Origin of the sequence: Nonomuraea sp. NPDC052129, from assembly GCF_040680095.1 — a bacterium.
Classification (GTDB): Bacteria; Actinomycetota; Actinomycetes; order Streptosporangiales; family Streptosporangiaceae; genus Nonomuraea.
On the sequence record NZ_JBFAVX010000062.1, the window covers coordinates 1 to 17,144 of the forward strand.

The 17,144-nt window shown below is 66.8% G+C and carries 17 protein-coding genes, 1 tRNA gene and 2 pseudogenes; 9 read left to right on the plus strand and 11 right to left on the minus strand.

Features of this window, described 5'->3' with window-relative positions:
- Positions 1-984: 984 nt before the first annotated feature.
- Positions 985-1,377: an ester cyclase gene (locus AB0L53_RS58035; protein WP_192785439.1), complete on the minus strand. Its 393-nt coding sequence runs from the start codon at positions 1,375-1,377 to the stop codon at positions 985-987.
- Positions 1,378-1,602: 225 nt separating this feature from the next.
- Here AB0L53_RS58035 and AB0L53_RS58040 point away from each other — a divergent pair, with 225 nt between their 5' ends.
- Complete coding sequence (locus AB0L53_RS58040) at positions 1,603-1,977, plus strand: hypothetical protein (protein ID WP_364015298.1); 375 nt, start codon at positions 1,603-1,605, stop codon at positions 1,975-1,977.
- A 58-nt stretch (positions 1,978-2,035) separates the two neighbouring features.
- On the opposite strand, the gene AB0L53_RS58045 is transcribed toward AB0L53_RS58040, so the two are convergent.
- The 6 genes and pseudogenes from AB0L53_RS58045 to AB0L53_RS58070 form a co-directional block, all read right to left on the minus strand.
- The gene (locus tag AB0L53_RS58045) at positions 2,036-2,878 is read right to left on the minus strand and encodes an alpha/beta hydrolase (RefSeq protein ID WP_364015301.1); all 843 of its coding nucleotides are present in this window, start codon (positions 2,876-2,878) and stop codon (positions 2,036-2,038) included.
- Between the two features lie 166 nt (positions 2,879-3,044).
- Positions 3,045-3,377 (minus strand): annotated as a pseudogene (locus tag AB0L53_RS58050) (N-acetyltransferase); the annotation flags it as partial.
- Positions 3,268-3,975 (minus strand): NADPH-dependent F420 reductase, encoded by a 708-nt coding sequence (locus tag AB0L53_RS58055; protein ID WP_364015304.1) that lies wholly within the window; start codon positions 3,973-3,975, stop codon positions 3,268-3,270. The gene AB0L53_RS58055 and the pseudogene AB0L53_RS58050, both read right to left, overlap by 110 nt.
- Entirely contained in the window at positions 3,972-5,042 is a 1,071-nt protein-coding gene (locus AB0L53_RS58060) for an LLM class flavin-dependent oxidoreductase (protein ID WP_364015307.1), read from the minus strand. The genes AB0L53_RS58055 and AB0L53_RS58060 overlap by 4 nt, the downstream gene beginning before the upstream one ends.
- 284 nt (positions 5,043-5,326) lie before the next feature.
- Positions 5,327-5,989: a hydrolase gene (locus tag AB0L53_RS58065; protein ID WP_357653851.1), complete on the minus strand. Its 663-nt coding sequence runs from the start codon at positions 5,987-5,989 to the stop codon at positions 5,327-5,329.
- A 43-nt stretch (positions 5,990-6,032) separates the two neighbouring features.
- On the minus strand, positions 6,033-6,587 hold the full coding sequence (locus AB0L53_RS58070; RefSeq protein ID WP_364015311.1) for a hypothetical protein: 555 nt from the start codon (positions 6,585-6,587) through the stop codon (positions 6,033-6,035).
- Positions 6,588-6,757: 170 nt separating this feature from the next.
- Between AB0L53_RS58070 and AB0L53_RS58075 the strand changes: the two genes are divergently transcribed.
- The 4 genes and pseudogenes from AB0L53_RS58075 to AB0L53_RS58090 all read left to right on the plus strand — a co-directional run bounded on the left by AB0L53_RS58075 (position 6,758) and on the right by AB0L53_RS58090 (position 9,256).
- Complete coding sequence (locus tag AB0L53_RS58075) at positions 6,758-7,693, plus strand: LysR substrate-binding domain-containing protein (protein WP_364015314.1); 936 nt, start codon at positions 6,758-6,760, stop codon at positions 7,691-7,693.
- Between the two features lie 99 nt (positions 7,694-7,792).
- Positions 7,793-8,110: an SbcC/MukB-like Walker B domain-containing protein gene (locus AB0L53_RS58080; protein WP_364015363.1), complete on the plus strand. Its 318-nt coding sequence runs from the start codon at positions 7,793-7,795 to the stop codon at positions 8,108-8,110.
- Positions 8,107-8,823 (plus strand): annotated as a pseudogene (locus AB0L53_RS58085) (DUF3322 domain-containing protein); the annotation flags it as partial. The gene AB0L53_RS58080 and the pseudogene AB0L53_RS58085, both read left to right, overlap by 4 nt.
- A gap of 82 nt (positions 8,824-8,905) precedes the next feature.
- Positions 8,906-9,256: a DUF2220 domain-containing protein gene (locus AB0L53_RS58090; protein ID WP_364015317.1), complete on the plus strand. Its 351-nt coding sequence runs from the start codon at positions 8,906-8,908 to the stop codon at positions 9,254-9,256.
- Positions 9,257-9,381: 125 nt separating this feature from the next.
- Here the strand turns inward: AB0L53_RS58090 and AB0L53_RS58095 are convergent, their stop codons facing one another.
- The gene (locus AB0L53_RS58095) at positions 9,382-9,798 is read right to left on the minus strand and encodes a hypothetical protein (protein WP_364015320.1); all 417 of its coding nucleotides are present in this window, start codon (positions 9,796-9,798) and stop codon (positions 9,382-9,384) included.
- A complete protein-coding gene (locus AB0L53_RS58100; protein ID WP_364015323.1) occupies positions 9,773-10,474 on the minus strand; it encodes a DUF433 domain-containing protein in 702 nt (233 codons plus the stop codon). The genes AB0L53_RS58095 and AB0L53_RS58100 overlap by 26 nt, the downstream gene beginning before the upstream one ends.
- Before the next feature lie 389 nt (positions 10,475-10,863).
- On the opposite strand from AB0L53_RS58100, the gene AB0L53_RS58105 reads away from it, so the two are divergent.
- Complete coding sequence (locus AB0L53_RS58105) at positions 10,864-12,279, plus strand: recombinase family protein (RefSeq protein ID WP_364015326.1); 1,416 nt, start codon at positions 10,864-10,866, stop codon at positions 12,277-12,279.
- Positions 12,280-12,397: 118 nt separating this feature from the next.
- On the opposite strand, the gene AB0L53_RS58110 is transcribed toward AB0L53_RS58105, so the two are convergent.
- Positions 12,398-12,483: transfer RNA gene (locus AB0L53_RS58110), tRNA-Leu, on the minus strand.
- 130 nt (positions 12,484-12,613) lie between these two features.
- On the opposite strand from AB0L53_RS58110, the gene AB0L53_RS58115 reads away from it, so the two are divergent.
- From AB0L53_RS58115 to AB0L53_RS58125, 3 genes are all read left to right on the plus strand, one after another.
- On the plus strand, positions 12,614-13,885 hold the full coding sequence (locus tag AB0L53_RS58115; protein ID WP_364015329.1) for a M20/M25/M40 family metallo-hydrolase: 1,272 nt from the start codon (positions 12,614-12,616) through the stop codon (positions 13,883-13,885).
- A gap of 123 nt (positions 13,886-14,008) precedes the next feature.
- On the plus strand, positions 14,009-14,650 hold the full coding sequence (locus tag AB0L53_RS58120; RefSeq protein ID WP_364015365.1) for a hypothetical protein: 642 nt from the start codon (positions 14,009-14,011) through the stop codon (positions 14,648-14,650).
- A gap of 194 nt (positions 14,651-14,844) precedes the next feature.
- Entirely contained in the window at positions 14,845-16,821 is a 1,977-nt protein-coding gene (locus AB0L53_RS58125; protein WP_364015331.1) for a chaplin family protein, read from the plus strand.
- A gap of 98 nt (positions 16,822-16,919) precedes the next feature.
- On the opposite strand, the gene AB0L53_RS58130 is transcribed toward AB0L53_RS58125, so the two are convergent.
- The gene (locus AB0L53_RS58130; RefSeq protein WP_175590066.1) at positions 16,920-17,105 is read right to left on the minus strand and encodes a DUF5703 family protein; all 186 of its coding nucleotides are present in this window, start codon (positions 17,103-17,105) and stop codon (positions 16,920-16,922) included.
- Positions 17,106-17,144 lie beyond the last annotated feature (39 nt).

Here is a 17,144-nt window from a genome sequence, read left to right on the forward strand (position 1 = left end):
TGGTCGGCTCATCGCCCGCACAGTTCCGGAACCAGGCACGGCAGCCACCGCGCTCGGCCGCGAACGGAAGCTGAAGGAGGCGTCCTGTGCTCAGCTGCGCCGCTCACGCTGGCGACGAAGACACCAGTACACCGCCCACCGACACCACTACCAGCGACGCGGACACGCGTCATAAACGCGACTGCAGTACTGGTGCGATCGCGTTGGCGTGGATGCCTGGCCCCGGTCGTGGCCATGCCGTCCCCGACCCCGGCGTTGTTGGCCACATGCCGACGCCGGCCCGCTGGCGCAGAGTGGGCGCTTCGAGCCAGACGCCTCTACCTCGCCGACCAGTCCACGCCCGATGACCGAATGCTCCAAGCCCCAGGCTTGGCGACGTCCGCCGGGCACGCACCCCACCTCGCGGGCCCGGCGTCGTCGCCGACGCTGTCGCCGGGGTCAACGCCACCACCACGGTGGCGACGAGAACAGCCACGTCCGTCCGGTCAACGCGGATCGCTGGTGTCATACTCTCAACCTCAGCGACCTGAGTGGACGATCGCCAGCGCGACCACGTCATCAGTTCGCATGACATTGTTCGGGGGAAGATGTGACGCGGTGTCACTAGTGCCCACCGCCGGAGCTGAACGATGCTGAGGAGCAGACCCCTGCCGTTCGATCCTGACCGCATGGTCGGGAGTCATCGGCCTGATCGGCTTCACCGTCGCCGCACTGGTCCGGATCCGTTCCCTGGGCGAGCCGAAGAACGTACAGTCCCACGGCCCGCGCCACTCGATCATCACCCTCCCCCTGGAAGTCGGCGTCCGCGAGCGCGACGTCGGCGTCGACCTACCGGGCACCTCGCAAAACGACCGTCGCGCCGGTGGCGAAGACCACCGAGACGCAGCCTTCGATACCGGCCGTTCGCGGCGATGGCGTAGCCGGGCGCACGCTGGGCGAGCTTGAGCGTGCGGCGGGCTCTGCGTGGCCTGAGCCCCGACTGAGTCAGCCCGCGAGCTGCTTCTTCAGGGCCTCGGCATCGTGAACGGCCGACATCTGCACGAACTTCCCGTCGCGGATCCGGTAGATGGCGAACTCGTCGATCTCGATCGGAGCGCCCGTGGGAGCCACCCCGAGCCATTCCTTGGTGGGGGTGCCGTGGTTGACGGAGTGGCAGGCCAGAGTTTCACCGTTGATCGCCACCTCCTTGATCTCCCAGTGGAAGTCGGGAACCGCGTCGGTGATGCCCTTGAGCGCCGCGACGACGTCCGCGCGAGTGGCCGGCTCGCCGTGCGAGAGGATGGACTCGTTGACGAACTCGTCCATGCGGTCGAACTCATGCGCGTTGAGCGCCTCGCAGTAGCGGTCGTAGAACTCGCGCATGTTGAAGTCGGACATGACTGCCTTTCTCGCCCGGTGTCCGGGCTGTCCTTGTGTACTGATGGTTCACCTGCGACATCGATACCGCGGGAGCGGCGGAGTGCGATCAATGATGCAGAGTCCGCAATTCTTTACGCATCGTCCAGAAGGAATGCTCGGTGCCGGCTTTTGGGATCCAGTGGCTGACGCGATCGGCCTGCTCCGGCTCGCACGGTGATCGGGCCCACCCGCCTTCATCAAGGTGTGCACCTATTTCCCTATCCGGCCAAGATCTGGCTCAACGGGCGCGAGCGAGCCAAACGCCAGGCCACCCAGGCCGAGATCGGCTTCACCGAGCTGTCCAACGGGTTCGCCACCACCGACGATCCGACCGTGTTGCAGGCGATCTGCGACCGGCTCGGTCCGGGCGTGATCAACGTGTTCGTACAACGCTGGCTTTCCAGGCTGCCGCTGCCGTTCACCGATACCGACCGGGACGCCGGCTACTGGTGGGAGACCTCGATGTGGCAGGTCGAGCTCTCCCGTACGAGCGTCTTCGACGCACCCCGCCACGCCCGGGGGTTCTTCGAAGCGTTGATCGCCGACAAGCTTGATCTTGGCCATCCGCACAACGTGTAGATCATCTTCAATCGCCAGATGCGGAGTGGTCCGACCACCAAGATCATCGGTGGAGGTCCTATGTGTTGAGGAATGTGTTCAGTGCGGTGTTCACCTCGTCGGCGTGGGTCCAGAGCAGACCGTGTGGGGCGCCTTCGATCTCGACATACTCGGCCTCGGGGAACGCCGCGTGGAAGCGACGCCCGGTGGCGTCGATGGGGAGGATGTTGTCCTTGGTGCCGTGGAGGATCAGCGCCGGCTTGCCACTGGCGCGCACCGCCTCGACGTCACCGCGGAAGTCCTCGATCCAGGACGGGACGACCGCGTACGCGGCGACCGGGGCGCTGCCGATCGCGACGTTCCAGCTGGCGGTGACGGCCTCCTGGCTGATCCGGGAGCCGAGGTTCTCGTCCAGGTTGTAGAAGTCCGAGTAGAACCGCGTGAACCAGGCGTACCGGTCGCCCTTCGCGGCTGCGGAGATGCCGTCGAACACCTCCTGCGGAACCCCCTCGGGGTTGTCGTCGCGGGCGACGAGGAACGGTTCGAGCGAGGCGAGGAACGCGAGCTTCGCTACTCGCTCATGCCCGTAGCGTGCCACATACCGGGCCAGTTCCCCGGTGCCCATCGAGAAGCCGACCAGCACCACATCGCGCAAGTCCAGGGTCTCCAGGACCATGTTCAAGTCTGCGGCGAAAGTGTCGTAGTCATAACCGGAGCCGACCTTCGACGACTGCCCGAATCCGCGACGGTCGTAAGTGATGACTCGGTACCCGGATGCGAGGAGTTCGCGCGTCTGACGCTCCCAGCTGTGCCCGTTCAGCGGGTAGCCGTGGATGAGGACGACCGGTTGCCCCGCCCCCTGGTCCTCGTAATACAGCTCGACCGGCGTGCTGTTCTCGTTCCCAACGGTGATGTATCCCATGATCTTCCCTTTCGGTGCTGACCAGCCCAACGCTGGCGCGCGTGACCAGTGCGATGTCGGCGGGTGTCGGCTGGCGGAAGACACCGCCATTCGCGGCGAATTCATCGCCATGCATTCTCAGATGGCGAGCAAACAGCGGGCACACAGGCACGACGGTGAGGTTCTTGCGAATGCTGTCTGCGAGCGCCTCACGCACCAGCAGCCCAGCCAGACCTCGTCCACTGAACTCATGGTCTACCCCGGTGTGGAAAAATATCCGGTCATCGTCTTCCTCGGGAAAGTCGACGAAGTCGACCCTGCCGACGGGTGATTCATTGGCGAGGTTCACCGTGTAGGAGCTGGTCAGGCTGGCGACCTCGAGCCTGACCGTCGCGGATGCGCCGCTGTTGTCAACTGATCCCTGAGTCATCTGGCTGTCCTTTTTGTGAATAGGCCAGAGACGGTTCAGTGGCCGGAGCAGGGGTGCTGGTGAGCGCGCGAAGCTGCTCGGCGTCGACATTGGCTCCGAAGGCAGGGGTGCCGGGCTCGAGCCGGGCACCCGCCGCGAGGTCACCGATGGCGAGTGGGTCGAACCCAAGTGTGTCGATCAGCTCTGACACGGCGGTGAGATCCTCGGGTGAGTCACCGGCGATCGCGATCGCCTTGCGCCCGAGGTGGCCGGATGGGCGAGCCCCGTCTTCGAGGTCGTGATAGCCCATGTGGTTGAAGGCTTTCACGACTCGCGCGCCCGTCAGGAACTGCTGCACGACTTCGCTCGAGGACGTACCGGGCGGGACGATCGTGTCGCGGGGACCATCGATTTCCCACCAGTGGTTCATCGCATCCACGACCGGCTTCCCCCGCAACGCCGGGACAGGGAGGTTGCGGAGTTTGCCGAGCGGGAGAGCGAGGATCACTACGTCCGCGGCTTGCGCGGCCTCGGCTGGCCACACGGCGGTCGCGCCAGGGGTGAGCACTTCGGTGGTCAGCGCGATCTTCGCGGGGTCACCGGAGCCGGAGACCAGAACCCGGTAGCCGGCAGCGACCGCCAGGCGCGCCAGGACGGTGCCCACCTTCCCGGCCCCCAGGATCCCGACGGTGGCCACGGGGGTGGTCATCGTGTCGCCGCCGTGACGGCGGCCTGTTCGGCCAGCAGCTCGCGGACCCGGGGGATGACCTGGGTGCCGTACAGTTCGACCGAACGTAGCCGGGCGGTGGCTGAAACGGTGCCGGCGGCGGAGTAGATCATGTCGAACCGGCCCGCATCCAGCACCCGGATCGCGTGGGCGATCTTGTTCGCGACCGTCTCGACCGAACCGACATACAGCGACCCGCGCCCCACCTCGGCGTCGAACTCCTCCCGGCGAAGCGGTGGCCAGCCGCGCAGCGCCCCGATCCGGTCGCGGATCTCCCGGTACCCGGGGTAGAACAGCTCTTTGGCTTCTTCGTCGGTGGCGGCGACGAAGCCGGGCGAGTGCATCCCGACCGGCTGTGCGGTGGTGCCGAGCTCCTGGTTCGCCCGCCGGTAAAGATCCACATAGGGAGCGAACCGGGCGGGGGCGCCGCCGATGATGGCGAGCATGAGCCGGAACCCGTAGTGGGCGGTACGGAGCACGGACTGCGGTGACCCACCGACTCCCACCCAGGTGCTGAGCCGTCCCGAATCGGTCTTCGGGTACACGTCCGCGTCATTCAGGGCGGCCCGGGTGGTGCCCTCCCAGGTGACCGGCGTCTCGTCCAGGAGCCGGTGGAACAGGTCGATCTTCTCCTCGAACAGCACCTCGTAGTCCTTCAGGTCGTACCCGAACAGCGGGAACGACTCGGTGAACGAACCACGTCCGAGGATCACCTCCGCCCGGCCGCTGGAGAGCGCGTCCACGGTCGCGAACCGTTGGAAGACCCGCACCGGGTCGTCCGAGGACAGCACTGTGACACCTGAGGCGAGCCGAATGCGCTTCGTGGCGGTCGCGATGCCGGCCAGCACCGTCTCCGGGCTGGAGATCGCGAACTCCGGCCGGTGGTGCTCCCCCAACGCGACCACGTCGATCCCGACCTGATCGGCCAGCACGGCCTCGGTCACCGCGGCGCGGATCGCCTGCGCGTGCGAGACGACCTCACCCCGAGTGTCACGGGGCCGGTCCCCGAAGCTGTCGATACCGAACTCGATCTTCGAAACGTCCATCATGGCAACTTCCTCAGAGCTTTCGTTGTGCCCGTGCGCGACGGTGCGAGATTCACGAGAGGTAGGGGTAGCGGAAATCGCCTGAAATGTATTCGGCCGGGGCGACGACGACCTGCGTGTACGAGTGCTTGAATTGTTCCGGACCGGCGTCGGTGACGCTCTGGAATCGCACCTGGATGACGCGGGGATGCTCCCACTAGCCCCCGATTCCGAATGTGACCGCACCGAAGGCGGCCTGGGGCACGCCACGTGCCCCAGGCTCGCCTCCGGCTCAGCGCCCGTCGGCGCTACACACCAGCTCCATCGGTGGTGGGTGTGGCCAGCAGTTGCAGCTCCCAGGCGAACGCGATCCCGCTGGCGCCACCGTGCTCCTGGAGAATCTGCGTGAGCTCGGGGGGCGTCGGCTCGCGCGCCCAGTCGCGCTGCCATTCCCCGGACACTGCCATCCAGGTGATGGGCACCACGCCGGCCTGCTCCATGCGGCGTACCGCCATGTCGTGCGCCTCGGCACTGACCCCGCCGCAGGCGTCGGTGACGACGAAGACGTCGTAGCCCTCACCCAGCGCCTGGATGGCGGGCATGGCGACGCAGATCTCCGTCCACAGCCCGGCGATGATCAGCTTCTTGCGCCCCGTCTTCTCCACGACGTCGACGACACGACGGTCTTCCCAGGTGTTGATGTACGTGCGGTTGATCGGTTTCTGGTCCGGGAACACGTCCTGGAGAGCCTTGATGAGGTAACCGCCACGTTCTTCGATCACCGTGGTCAGCACAGTGGGGACGTCGAACGCCTTGGCGAGCTTGGCGAGGCCGACGACGTTGTTGACGATCATGGTTGGTTCATGGCTGTTGAGATTGGTGAACTGGTAGGGCTGGTGGTCGATGAGCACCAGGACGCTCTCCTCGGGGGTGAGCAGCGCCTCGAGTCCGGTCTTTGCGGTGCGCGTCACTGTGTTCCTTCTGCGTGATGGGTTGAACGTTCGACGGTCAGAGTCAGAGCTGTTCGGGTGATGCCAGCCGGTAGACGAACTGGCCGAGTCCGGACTGCGCGATCGCGAACATCGGGTCGGCCAGGCCTTCCTGCGTGGCGGCCATGCTCAGGTCACCAAGGCGGACCGCCTCGTATCCGGCGTCGAGACTGAGCTGCCTGACAACGCCCTGGACTTCGTCGTCACCGGACCACAGGTTGCTCGGCCGTACACGGGCATCGGCGACCTGCCCGAGGAGAGAGGCGAAGTTGGTGCTGAACGCCTTCGCCGTCGGCCCGCCCGTCACCGACTGGACGTACTCGGCGTTGGAGGAGAACCCGGCCGGAGGCCGGGTACCGCCGTAGAGGTTCGTGGCGTCGAGCACTGTCTTGCCCTCGAGCCCGACGACGGATGACAGCGCCACCTCCACGGTGGTTCCCGGGACGGCGAGCAGTACCGCGTCCGCGGTGCCGACATTGCCGCCTCCACGCCCCAGCCGCGTCACCTGGTGCCCGGCACGTTCCCACAGGCCGGCCAGCCCGCCGCCGACGTTGCCTCGTCCGATCACGGTGATGTTCATGCTTCATTCCTTGCGAGGCTGAGGTGGTTTGTCGGCCGGTCACGCGAACCGAAACCGGCTCCGACCAGGCTCGACGGGGCACGTTGGAACGTCCCCCACGTCGTGAGAACGACACTACGGCGGCCATCCAGCGGGCGTCCAAGACTTGTCCGGACCTCCAGCGGTAGGATTTGTCTATCGATGTCAGCCCCCGTGTCCTCCGCTACTTCATGGCCGTAGCCGAGGAACTCCACTTCGGTCGCGCGGCCACGCGTCTCTACATCGCTCAGCCATCCCTGAGTCATCAGATCCGCAAGCTCGAGGAGACCCTCGGCACCCCGTTGTTCGTGCGTTCGAGCCGTAGCGTGCAGCTCACCGCCGCGGGCCGGACACTGGCTCGCGAGGCGCCGAAAGCGCTGGCCGCGCTGGAGCAAGCCGTGCAGCTCACCCGGCTGGCCGGGGCAGGGATCGCGACGACGATTCGGTTGGGCTACACACCGGTGACAAGCTTCGACACGCTCACGGCGCTCCTGGACACTCTCCGGGAAGACCATCCCGACGTCCTGGTCGACGCTCGAGAGTTCTTCAGCGCCGAGATTCCCGAACGTCTCCGTGCCGGCGACCTGGACGCCGGTCTCGCTCTCTCACCGCAGCCCCTCGACGGGGTAAATGGCGAGCTCCTCCGCGAAGAGCCCGTCTCCGCGGTCCTCAGCGCTCGCCACCGCCTCGCTGACGTGCCGAAGATCCCACTGGCGGAGCTGCGCGACGAGACGCTGCTGCTGTTCGCCCGCCACCACGCCCCGGCGTACTACGACGCCATCGTCGCCGCGTGCCACGAGGCGGGCTTCTCACCGGATATCTGCGCGTTCGATGAACCACCGGTGAACGCCATGCTCGCCCGGCTCTCCAGCGGACGCGAGGTCAGCTTGGCCCCGACATCGTTCGCTGAGCACGCCGCGAAGACCAGCCCCGGCATCGTTCTTCGTGGCGTCGTCGATCCGCCGATCATGGCAGAACTCTCCGTGCTGTGGCCCGCGAACGATCCGTCACCCGCCATCGTGACCGTCGTCGACACCGCCCGACGTTGCGCTGAACGCAACAAATGGCTACGCAACCCCATGACGTGACGCGTGAAGACGCACCGTTTCGACGATTCGGAACACGAGACGTACTCCGACAGCAGCGGCAAGTCCGGCGGTCAGAAGGAGAAGCTCGCCTAAACCATCCTGGCGGCCTCACTGGCCTACCAGTTCAAACTCGAATGGAGCGCCACCCGGTCCAAGACCTTCCGATTCGCGGTGATCGACGAGGCGTTCGGCCGAGGCTCGGACGAGTCGACCCGGTTCGCACTCAAGCTGTTTCGCAGCCTCGGACTGCAGCTCATGATCGTCACACCACTGCAGAAGATCCACATCATCGAGCCGTTCGTATCGGCCGTCGGCTACGTCGACAATGTCAACGGCCAGTACTCCCGCCTGCAGACCATCACCATCGAGGAGTACAAAACCCGTCAGCTCGCCCACGTAGCAGGCCTGCGCCCATGACCTGGACGACGCCGGACCACGTCCGGGGCTTGCTCACGAAGCGCTGGGCGTCCGGCAAGTACCTGACCTGGCTCGCCACAGGAGAACCCTGGCAGCCGATCGAGGTGCCGATCCGCGGACCCCGCCCGAGCGAGCTGGCGGCACGGTTCGAGGAGGTTCGCACCTGGGTCGCCCAATGGGAGAAGCAAACCCGGCTGCGCGTGGAGTACAAGCCGATCGGCGGTCGGACCATCGGCGCGAACACCATCCCGGCCCGCGCCTGGATCGACGACCAGGACACCCTCTGGGCCCTACTCAAGACCAGCAGCGACGTCCGCACCTTCCGTGCCCTCCACGCCAACGCTGCCGGCTCGCCTCAGATCGCCGCCTGGATGGCCGCCAACCCCATGAAGGTGCTGGCTCTCGCCGACACCTGGCCATCGATCGTGGCGATCGTCCACTGGATCGATCAGCATGCTCGCCAGGGCTTGTATCTGCGGCACATCGACGTACCTGGCGTCGATACCAAGTTCATCGAACGCTATAAGGGGGTGTTGACCGCGCTCCTCGACGCTCGACTCGACCCGACGCGCGTCCGTGACGACCTGCCACGTTCGGACTTCGAAGGACGATACGGCTTCCGCAAGAAACCCCAGCAGGTCCGCTTCCGTCTGCTGGACGGTTCGCATCTGGCTGGTTTCACCGACCTGACCGTACGTACCGAGGAGTTCGCCTCTCGACTCGCCCCGGTGACCATCGTGTACGTTGTCGAGAACGAAACCAGCTATCTGACCTTTCCCCGCCGTGCCTGGTGTCATGGCCATCTTCGGCAGTGGATACTCCGTTGGCGTGCTGGAGTCACTTCCGTGGCTGGCCTACACCGAACTGATCTTCTGGGGAGACATCGATACTCACGGCTTCGCCATCCTCGACAGGCTCCGAAGCCGGTACCCGCACGTCATCTCCATGCTGATGGACCGGGACACCCTCATGGACCATCAAGCGCACTGGACCCAGGAACCCAGCCAGGTTACCCAGCCCCTCGCCCACCTGACGGCGGCCGAGGCGGGCCTGTGGCACGAGCTGCGCGCCCACAGCCACGGGCCCTCGATCCGCCTTGAACAGGAACGCATTCGTTTCTCCGCGATCAAAAGATCACCGCAATGAATACGCCCTGACGACCCGCGCGACCCACAAGCTACTGGGTATAAGGCGTGCTCCGATGGATTCGGTGTCGTAACATGCCCGAACCGGTAAGGATGAGCGGCAGGAGCGCGCAGCGAGCGCGGGTGTCAGTGATGTGGGGGATACAGGCGCTCCAGCCGGTCGGCGTGGACGGCGTATATGAAGGGGCCAGGAGTATTGGAGGCGGCGAAGACGGCCTGCTGGTTGGTGAAGAAGCGTTCGGCGTAGGCGGCGGAGGTGAGATCGCCGCGGGTGATGACGAAACAGCGGGCCTGATGCTCGATGACGGCGGCAATCTCTGCTTGCCGGTACCGGATGCGTTTGTCCTTCATGAGGACGGCCCAGCCGAGTTTGGCGCTGTCTTCGATCCAGCGGGTGTCTTCGATCGTTTCGTCTTGGGGCACGCCGTAGTGTTCGGCGAGGGTGATCAGGTCCCATCCGGCTTCGCGGAGCAATCTGGGGACTGCGACCCGGCCGAGGCTGCGGTCGACGAAGAACTTACGCGGCTGTTCGAGTGGCGACACGCAGGACGTCCTCGATCTCGTCGCGGGTGAGCCCGTATTCCTCTGCTACGACGTCGACGGGTTCACCGGCCCGAAACAGATCGATCACGTCTTCGAGCTTGGCGCCGCCGTGGGCGAACCGGGGCCGGCCGAAGGCATGGTCGGCGTCGACCGTGACCTTGGCGACGCGGTATTGCGGGAGGGTGATCACCTGGGCGTAGCCATCGTGGGCGAAGTCCACCCGGCGCAGGTAGCTATCCACGACCTCGGTGAAGACGCGTTGGTTGTTCCGGACGACGACCAGTTCGCGCGCCGAGTCGTCGCCGACGTTCTCGGCGTAGTCGTAGAGGACTTCGGCGCCGTCGGTGAAGAGCCGGCGGCTGGCAAGGGCGTGTTCCAGGCCGAGTTCGCGCTGGAGTGCGTCGATCGCCGGGCGGATGCGCTGGAGTGGCACGCCTGCCTGCCGGAACGCGGCCAGGGCGTATCCCTCGGCCAGTCCGATGAAAGGCACCGAGGCCTCGTTCGGCCGCCCCGCTCGAACGGCAGTGATGACCGGCTTGGTGTGAACGGCTCGGCCGTCACGTTGGCGGCGCTGGTAGCCGAAGGCCCAGGTGGTGAAGGTGGAGGCGGGGATCGAGAGGTAGCCGGCCGCTTCGGCGATGCCGTACAAGGGTGTGGCGAACCGATCGATGGCCATGCCCACCCCCTGGGTTCACGTCGTTGATCCCCTCTATCATGCATCATCGCGGCGCCTTAGGCGCCCGGAATCTGCGCCGATGAAGTGGACGGGCGTTTATTGAAGCGGCTCGTATCCGCGCCGCGATCATGGCCTCGGGAAAGAGGTATCCGGCGTGATTCGGATTCCTGGGGGTCCGGGGGCGAGGTGGTGGCGGGTCCTGCTCCCTGCCAGCTCATAGCCAGCAACAGGGGGTTGACTGCATAAATGGCATTTCGTGTGATTTGGTCATTTATCGTCTTCTGTGCATATGGCTTCAAGGCTATATGAGTGGGATTTCTCGTGTGTGCTGATGTGGGTTCGTTCATTCTGAGCGAGTGCCTTCAAATCCGACGAGGTCGGGGAGAACCATGACGCTGCCGGGTACACGTGGGGACGGGTTGCTGGCGTGGGTGGAGCGGTCGCGGAATCGGCCTGCGGCGCGGCGCGGGGGTGCGTTGCGGTTCGCCTTCTACGGCCGGGTGTCGACGGAGGATCATCAGGATCCGGTGACGTCGCGGGCACGGCAGCGGGCTCAGGCCGAGGCGCTGGTGGCGGGGTCCGGCCGGATCGTGGCGGAGTTCTTCGACGTGGGGGAGAGCCGGGTACTGCCCTGGTCAAGGCGGACGCAGGCGGCTGCGCTGGTACTGGCGATGCCCGATCCGGATCGGGTCTTCGACGCGATCGTGGTGGGCGAGTACGAGCGTGCGTTCTACGGTAATCAGTTCAGCCTGATGGCTCCGTTGTTCGAACACTACGGTGTGCAGTTGTGGCTGCCGGAAGCTGGTGGCCGGGTCGATTTCCAGGCCGAAGGCCACGAGCGGTTGATGGTCGAGCTGGGGGTTCAGTCGAAACGGGAGATCACCCGGACACGGATCCGGGTACGGACGGCGATGGCCGCCCAGGAGAGCGTGCAGGGCCGGTATCTGGGCGGGCGGCCGCCGTACGGGTATCGGCTGGTGGACGCGGGACCGCATCCCAACCGGGCGCACGCGGCGTGGGGCCGCCGCGCGCATCGGCTGGAGCCGGATCCGGCGGCCGCTGAGATTGTGAAGTGGATGTTCGGCCGGCGACTGGCTGGGCATAGGCTGGCGCGGATCACTCGTGCCCTGAACGACATGGACATCCCCTGCCCGTCGGTGGCGGACCCGCAGCGCAATGCGCATCGGAGTGCCGAGCGGTGGACACTGACTACGGTCCGCGCGATCCTGGCCAATCCCCGCTACACCGGTCATGAGGTGTGGAACCGGCAGCCGTCGGCGTACGACCTGATCGACACGTCGAATACCGGCCTGGGTCATCGTCAGGTTCAGCGGTGGAGTCTGCCTGAGGACTGGGTCATCTCTGAGCGGCCCGCGCGCGAGGCCCTGGTCAGCCAGAGCGACTTCGTCGCCGTCCAGGGCATCCGGGCCCCCTCCGGCCGTTCCAATCGCACATACCGCTTGGCCGGGCTGCTGCGCTGCGGCTCCTGCCACCGGCGGCTGGAGTCCTGCTGGTCCGGCAATCGGGCCGCCTACCGCTGCCGGCAAGGCCACACCAGCGCCTCCCACGCCGATCCGCAGCGGCTCAAGAACCTGTACATGCGTGAGGACCACCTCGTGGCCCGTCTGCCGGCTCTCTATCTGCTCCTGGCCGGGGAGCCGGATGGCCGGGCCCCCGGAGCCGAAGAGATCATCGGCTATCTGCGCGCCCGGCACATCGACCTGGTCTACGACCGAGTGCGTGGTGCTCTGCGGGCGGACGCGTCTGGAGCAACGCCGGTTGTTGTGGACCGCCAGGCAGGCTGAGCCAGCACAGGACCGGAAGGAGGTAGCGCCTGCAAACGAAATCACCCGAGTTCAGCAGAAGCTGATCTCGGGTGACCGATCATCATGTCCGGAATCATCCAGACATATACAACTTACGTGTCCGAGGGGGGACTTGAACCCCCATGCCCCGCAAAGGGCACTAGCACCTCAAGCTAGCGCGTCTGCCTATTCCGCCACCCGGACTTGGTGCCTGCACGTGGGACCGTCATCCCGCGTCGGCTCCGTAAGGTTAGCAAACTCTGAGGGGTGCGTCATACCAGGATTCCGGAGGGAGGATGAGACGGCAATACGTACCCGATCGTAAGGAGCCTTCATGGCCGAGGACGAGGTCGTCGAGCTGTGCCGTGATCTGATCCGTATCGATTCGACCAACGCCGGTGACAACGCGGGGCCCGGGGAGAGGGCGGCGGCCGAGTATGTCGCGGAGAAGCTCGCCGAGGTAGGGCTTGAAGCGACGATCCTGGAGAGCGACGATCGGCGGGCGAACGTCGTCGCGCGTATCGAGGGCACCGATCCGGGCCGTGACGCGCTGCTGTTGCACGGGCATCTCGACGTCGTGCCGTTCGACGCGGGTGACTGGCGGCATCATCCGCTCTCGGCGGAAGTGGCCGACGGTTGCGTCTGGGGGCGCGGGGCTGTGGACATGAAGGACATGGACGCGATGATCCTGGCGGTCGTACGGCAGCGGCTCAGGGAGGGGCGCCGGCCGGGGCGTGACGTGGTGCTCATGTTCACCGCCGACGAGGAGGCGGGCGGGGAGTACGGGGCGAAGTTCCTGGTCGAGGAGCACCCGGAGCTGTTCGAGGGGGTCACGGAGGCGATCGGGGAGGTCGGCGGGTTCAGCGTGTCGATCGGGGAGGATCACCGGCTCTACCTGATCGAGGCCGCGGAGAAGGGCATGGCGTGGATGCGGGTGACCGCGAACGGCCGGGCCGGGCACGGGTCGATGCTCAACCTGGACAACGCCGTGACCGAGCTCGCCGACGCCGTGGCGCGTGTGGGGCGGTATGAGTGGCCGGTACGGCTGACGCCGACCATGAGCAGGTTCCTGGAGGAAATAGGCGGCGGCGATCCCGAGGCCGCGATCGCCAAGCTGGGGCCGGTGGCCAGGATGCTGGGTGCGGGGCTGCGCAACACGGTCAATCCGACCATGCTGGAGGCTGGTTACAAGGCGAACGTGGTGCCGCAGACGGCCTCGGCGACCATCGACGGGCGGTTCCTGCCGGGGTTCGAGGAGGAGTTCTTCGCCACGGTCGACGAGTTGCTCGGGCCCAACGTCACGAGGGAGTTCGTGCAGCACCAGGTGGCGCTGGAGTTCGGCTTCGAGGGGCCGCTGGTGACGGCCATGGTGGAGGCGCTCCTGGCCGAGGACCCGGCTGGGCGCGCCGTGCCGTACACGATGTCCGGAGGGACGGACCTCAAGTCGTTCAGCAGGCTCGGAATCCGGGGCTACGGGTTCGCGCCGCTCAAATTGCCTGCGGACCTGGACTTCTCTGGAATGTTTCATGGGGTCGACGAGCGGGTGCCGGTGGATTCGCTCAGGTTTGGGGTGCGGGTGCTTGACCGCTTCCTGGATCACTGCTGAAAACCCCTTGCGGCAACCTTGAGTGATGCTACGGTTACGGATCGTTGAGGGGTGAGTCCACGGACCGGCCTCACATTGTGAGGTCGGTCCTGGTGCTTCTGAAGGAGGGTTCACGTGGCACGCATGCCGGTGCGGTGGTGGCGGGCAATGCCCGCCCTCGCTTCCCGGCGCGTGCCCGTGATCATCTTCGCGGAGGATGCGATCGCCGATCGGGCCGCCCGGATGGCGCGGTTCGCGGCCGGCGCCCGCCAGGTCATCGCACGAGTAGTCGCGGCCGGCGTCCTGCTGGCCGCGGGGTGGCTGCTCGCCGTTCTCTTCGGACTGCTCTTCGCCGCTCCGGCGGCCGCGGATTCCACCGCGGCGACAGGGACGGCCACAGCAGCCGGCACCTCTCACACCGTCACCGGGTCCATCACGGACGGTTTCCCCACGGCTGACGGAAGGGTCTCGGCGTCGGACAACGCCGAGATGATCGGAAAGGTCTCGGCGTCGGACAACGCCGAGGCGATGGCGGGGCGGACGGTCGACGGGCTCAACAGCCAGTCCGATCCCGGCCTGCCGCCTGCTTCTCCTGCGACCGACATCCTGGACACCAATGGTCTGGTGCCCAACGGCGGTGGCAGCGGCCCGTTCGGGCCAAGCATGGGAGATATCGCGCGGTCCTTCTTCGACCCGCGTATCGAGGCTCGGCGCGCCCCCTTGGCGTCCGTGCTTCCTCCGGTCGTCCGCACAGCGGCGGATGACCCCTCTTTCTCACCTGACTGACCCCCGCCACAGATTCCGATGAGTACGGCGGCGGAGCGCGGCTAGATCCCCTCCGCCAGCGGGTGACATGTCAGTCATCTTGGTTCGCGATTCCCCGAGGTCTCCGCTGTGCGCGGCGCACTGCGACCTCGCATGCCCTCGGCTGCCCGCGAACCGTCAGGTATCCCCCTATGAACCAAGTAGGAGCATCCATCATGCGTACGTGGGCGAAGGCTTCGGCCCCCGCGGCTCTTCTAGCTGTAGCCGTCATGTCCTTCGGCAGCGGCACCGCGCTGGCCGACACCTCCGGCGACTCTTCCGTCGGCGGTGGCAACCAGGTCAACCTGCCTGTCTCGCTGCCGATCGACATCAGCGGCAACTCCGCCGCCGTGCTGGGCAAGTCCCAGGCGAGTTCCCAGGGCGGCGCCACGGTCGTCAACACCGGCAAGGGCGGCACCTCCGACAGGACCTCCGGCGACGGGAGCGTCCTTGGCGGCAACCAGGTCAACGCGCCGATCAACGCGCCGATCAACGCCTGTGGCAACGCGGTGGCCGTGATCGGCAGTTCTGACGCGGGCTGCAAGGGCGGCGCCACGGTCAAGAACACCGGCAGGGCCGGCAGCGCCAACAAGACCTCCGGCAAGGGAAGCGTCCTCGGCGGCAACCAGGTCAACGCGCCGATCAACGTCCCGATCAACGCCTGCGGCAATGCCCTGTCCCTGATCGGCAAGTCCGACGCGGGCTGCAAGGGCGGCGCCACGGTCAAGAACGCCGGCAAGGGCGGGGCCGGTGGCAACCACACCTCGGGCAAGGGCTCCGTGCTCGGCGGCAACCAGGTCATCGCGCCGGTCAGCGCCCCGATCAACATCTGTGGCAACTCGGTGGCCGTGCTCGGCAGGGCGTTCGCCGGCTGCAAGGGCGGCGCCACGGTCAAGAACGGCGGGCACACCCACTACCGGGGCGGTCACGGCTCGACGGGCAACGACACCGACGGGCGCTTCGGGGTCGGCAGCGGCAACCAGGTCATCGCACCGATCAGCCTGCCCATCGTGGCCTGCGGCAACGCCGTCGGCAACGCGCACGCCGGCTGCAAGGGCGGCGCCTCGGTCAAGAACACCGGCAAGGGTGGCCCTGGTGGCAACACCACATCCGGCAAGGGTTCCGTGCTCGGCGGCAACCAGGTGATCGCGCCGATCACCGCGCCGGTCAACGTCTGTGGCAACGCGGTGGCCGTGATCGGCAAGGCGTTCGCGGGCTGCAAGGGCGGCGCCACGGTCAAGAACGGTGGCAGGGGCGGCGCCGGGGGCAACCACACCTCGGGCAAGGGCTCTGTGCTCGGCGGCAACCAGGTGGTCGCCCCGATCACCGCGCCGGTCAACGTCTGCGGCAACGCCGTGGCAGTGCTCGGGCTGTCCGGGGCCCGCTGCAAGGGCGGCGCCTCGGTGGTCAAGAACGGCGGTTCGGGCGCGGGTGGCAACACCACGTCCGGCAAGGGTTCCGTGCTCGGCGGCAACCAGGTGATCGCGCCGATCACCGCGCCGGTCAACGTCTGCGGCAACGCCGTGGCAGTGCTCGGCGACGCCGCGGCCGGGTGCCTCGGTGGCTCGAGCGTCGGCAAGCCGGGACACGATGGCTACCACCCCTACGGCCACTACAGCTACCACCAGGCCGCCGACTCCAAGTCCGGCGGTGTGCTTCCCGCGCTTCCCCCGGTCCCGGTCCTGGGCAGCCTGCGGGGCGTGGGCAACATCACTCCGATGCGTGGCGGCGGCTCGCCCGAGCTGCCGGTCGTAGGCGACATGCCCCTGGTCGGTGACCTGCACGAGATGTTCGGCCTGCCCGAGCTGCCCGGTCTGCCCGGCCAGCCCGCCACCCCGGTGAGGCACGTCACCCCGGCCAAGCACGTCAAGAACGGCAAGGCTCCGGTCACTCACGCCGCCCGCGCCGAGGACACGCAGTCGCCGCTGGGCTCGGCGACCTCGCTGATCGCCGGCACCCCCGTCGGTGGTGCGGTGAAGCTCGCGACCAGCAGCCTGCCCACCGGCGACCTGGGGCTGATGAGCGCGGCTCAGCCCGCGGGCGTCACCGGGATGACCACCGGCTCGCTGTTCGCGCTGGTCCTGGGCGCGATGTTCGCCGCCTCGGCCACGCTGTTCGCGGCCACCCGCCGCTTCCGGCTCGGCCGGAAGTAATGACAAGAACGTCTACCGCTCACAGCCGGTGAGCGAGTAGCGAAAGACGCTTTGCCCGTTCCGGGGGCGCGGCCCGGGGCGGGCAAAGCCATGTCTGATCACAGGGTGCTGCGGACACGCATGACCTTGCGGCGCAACCGTACATGACGGCTTCCGTCAGGGTGCAGGCGCACGCGCGAGAGCTCCCACTGACCGTACTCCGCGTGTTCGGTGAGCAGCTGACGTGCTGCTTCGCGGGAGAGGTCGCGCGGAATGAAGATATCCATGTAGGAGTAGTCGAGCACAACGATTAGTCTCCAGGGTGAGTCAGGGCGCAATGCCGC

Excerpts from the sequence above, each read along its gene's own strand:
- AB0L53_RS58070 (WP_364015311.1), bottom strand. The coding sequence starts at position 6,587 with ATGAACATCACCGTGATCGGACGAGGCAACGTCGGCGGCGGGCTGGCC.
- AB0L53_RS58100 (WP_364015323.1), bottom strand. The coding sequence starts at position 10,474 with ATGGCCATCGATCGGTTCGCCACACCCTTGTACGGCATCGCCGAAGCG.
- AB0L53_RS58125 (WP_364015331.1), top strand. The coding sequence starts at position 14,845 with ATGCGTACGTGGGCGAAGGCTTCGGCCCCCGCGGCTCTTCTAGCTGTA.
- AB0L53_RS58090 (WP_364015317.1), top strand. The coding sequence starts at position 8,906 with ATGGCCATCTTCGGCAGTGGATACTCCGTTGGCGTGCTGGAGTCACTT.
- AB0L53_RS58055 (WP_364015304.1), bottom strand. The coding sequence starts at position 3,975 with ATGACCACCCCCGTGGCCACCGTCGGGATCCTGGGGGCCGGGAAGGTG.
- AB0L53_RS58045 (WP_364015301.1), bottom strand. The coding sequence starts at position 2,878 with ATGGGATACATCACCGTTGGGAACGAGAACAGCACGCCGGTCGAGCTG.
- AB0L53_RS58035 (WP_192785439.1), bottom strand. The coding sequence starts at position 1,377 with ATGTCCGACTTCAACATGCGCGAGTTCTACGACCGCTACTGCGAGGCG.
- AB0L53_RS58120 (WP_364015365.1), top strand. The coding sequence starts at position 14,009 with ATGCCGGTGCGGTGGTGGCGGGCAATGCCCGCCCTCGCTTCCCGGCGC.
- AB0L53_RS58060 (WP_364015307.1), bottom strand. The coding sequence starts at position 5,042 with ATGATGGACGTTTCGAAGATCGAGTTCGGTATCGACAGCTTCGGGGAC.
- AB0L53_RS58105 (WP_364015326.1), top strand. The coding sequence starts at position 10,864 with ATGACGCTGCCGGGTACACGTGGGGACGGGTTGCTGGCGTGGGTGGAG.
- AB0L53_RS58115 (WP_364015329.1), top strand. The coding sequence starts at position 12,614 with ATGGCCGAGGACGAGGTCGTCGAGCTGTGCCGTGATCTGATCCGTATC.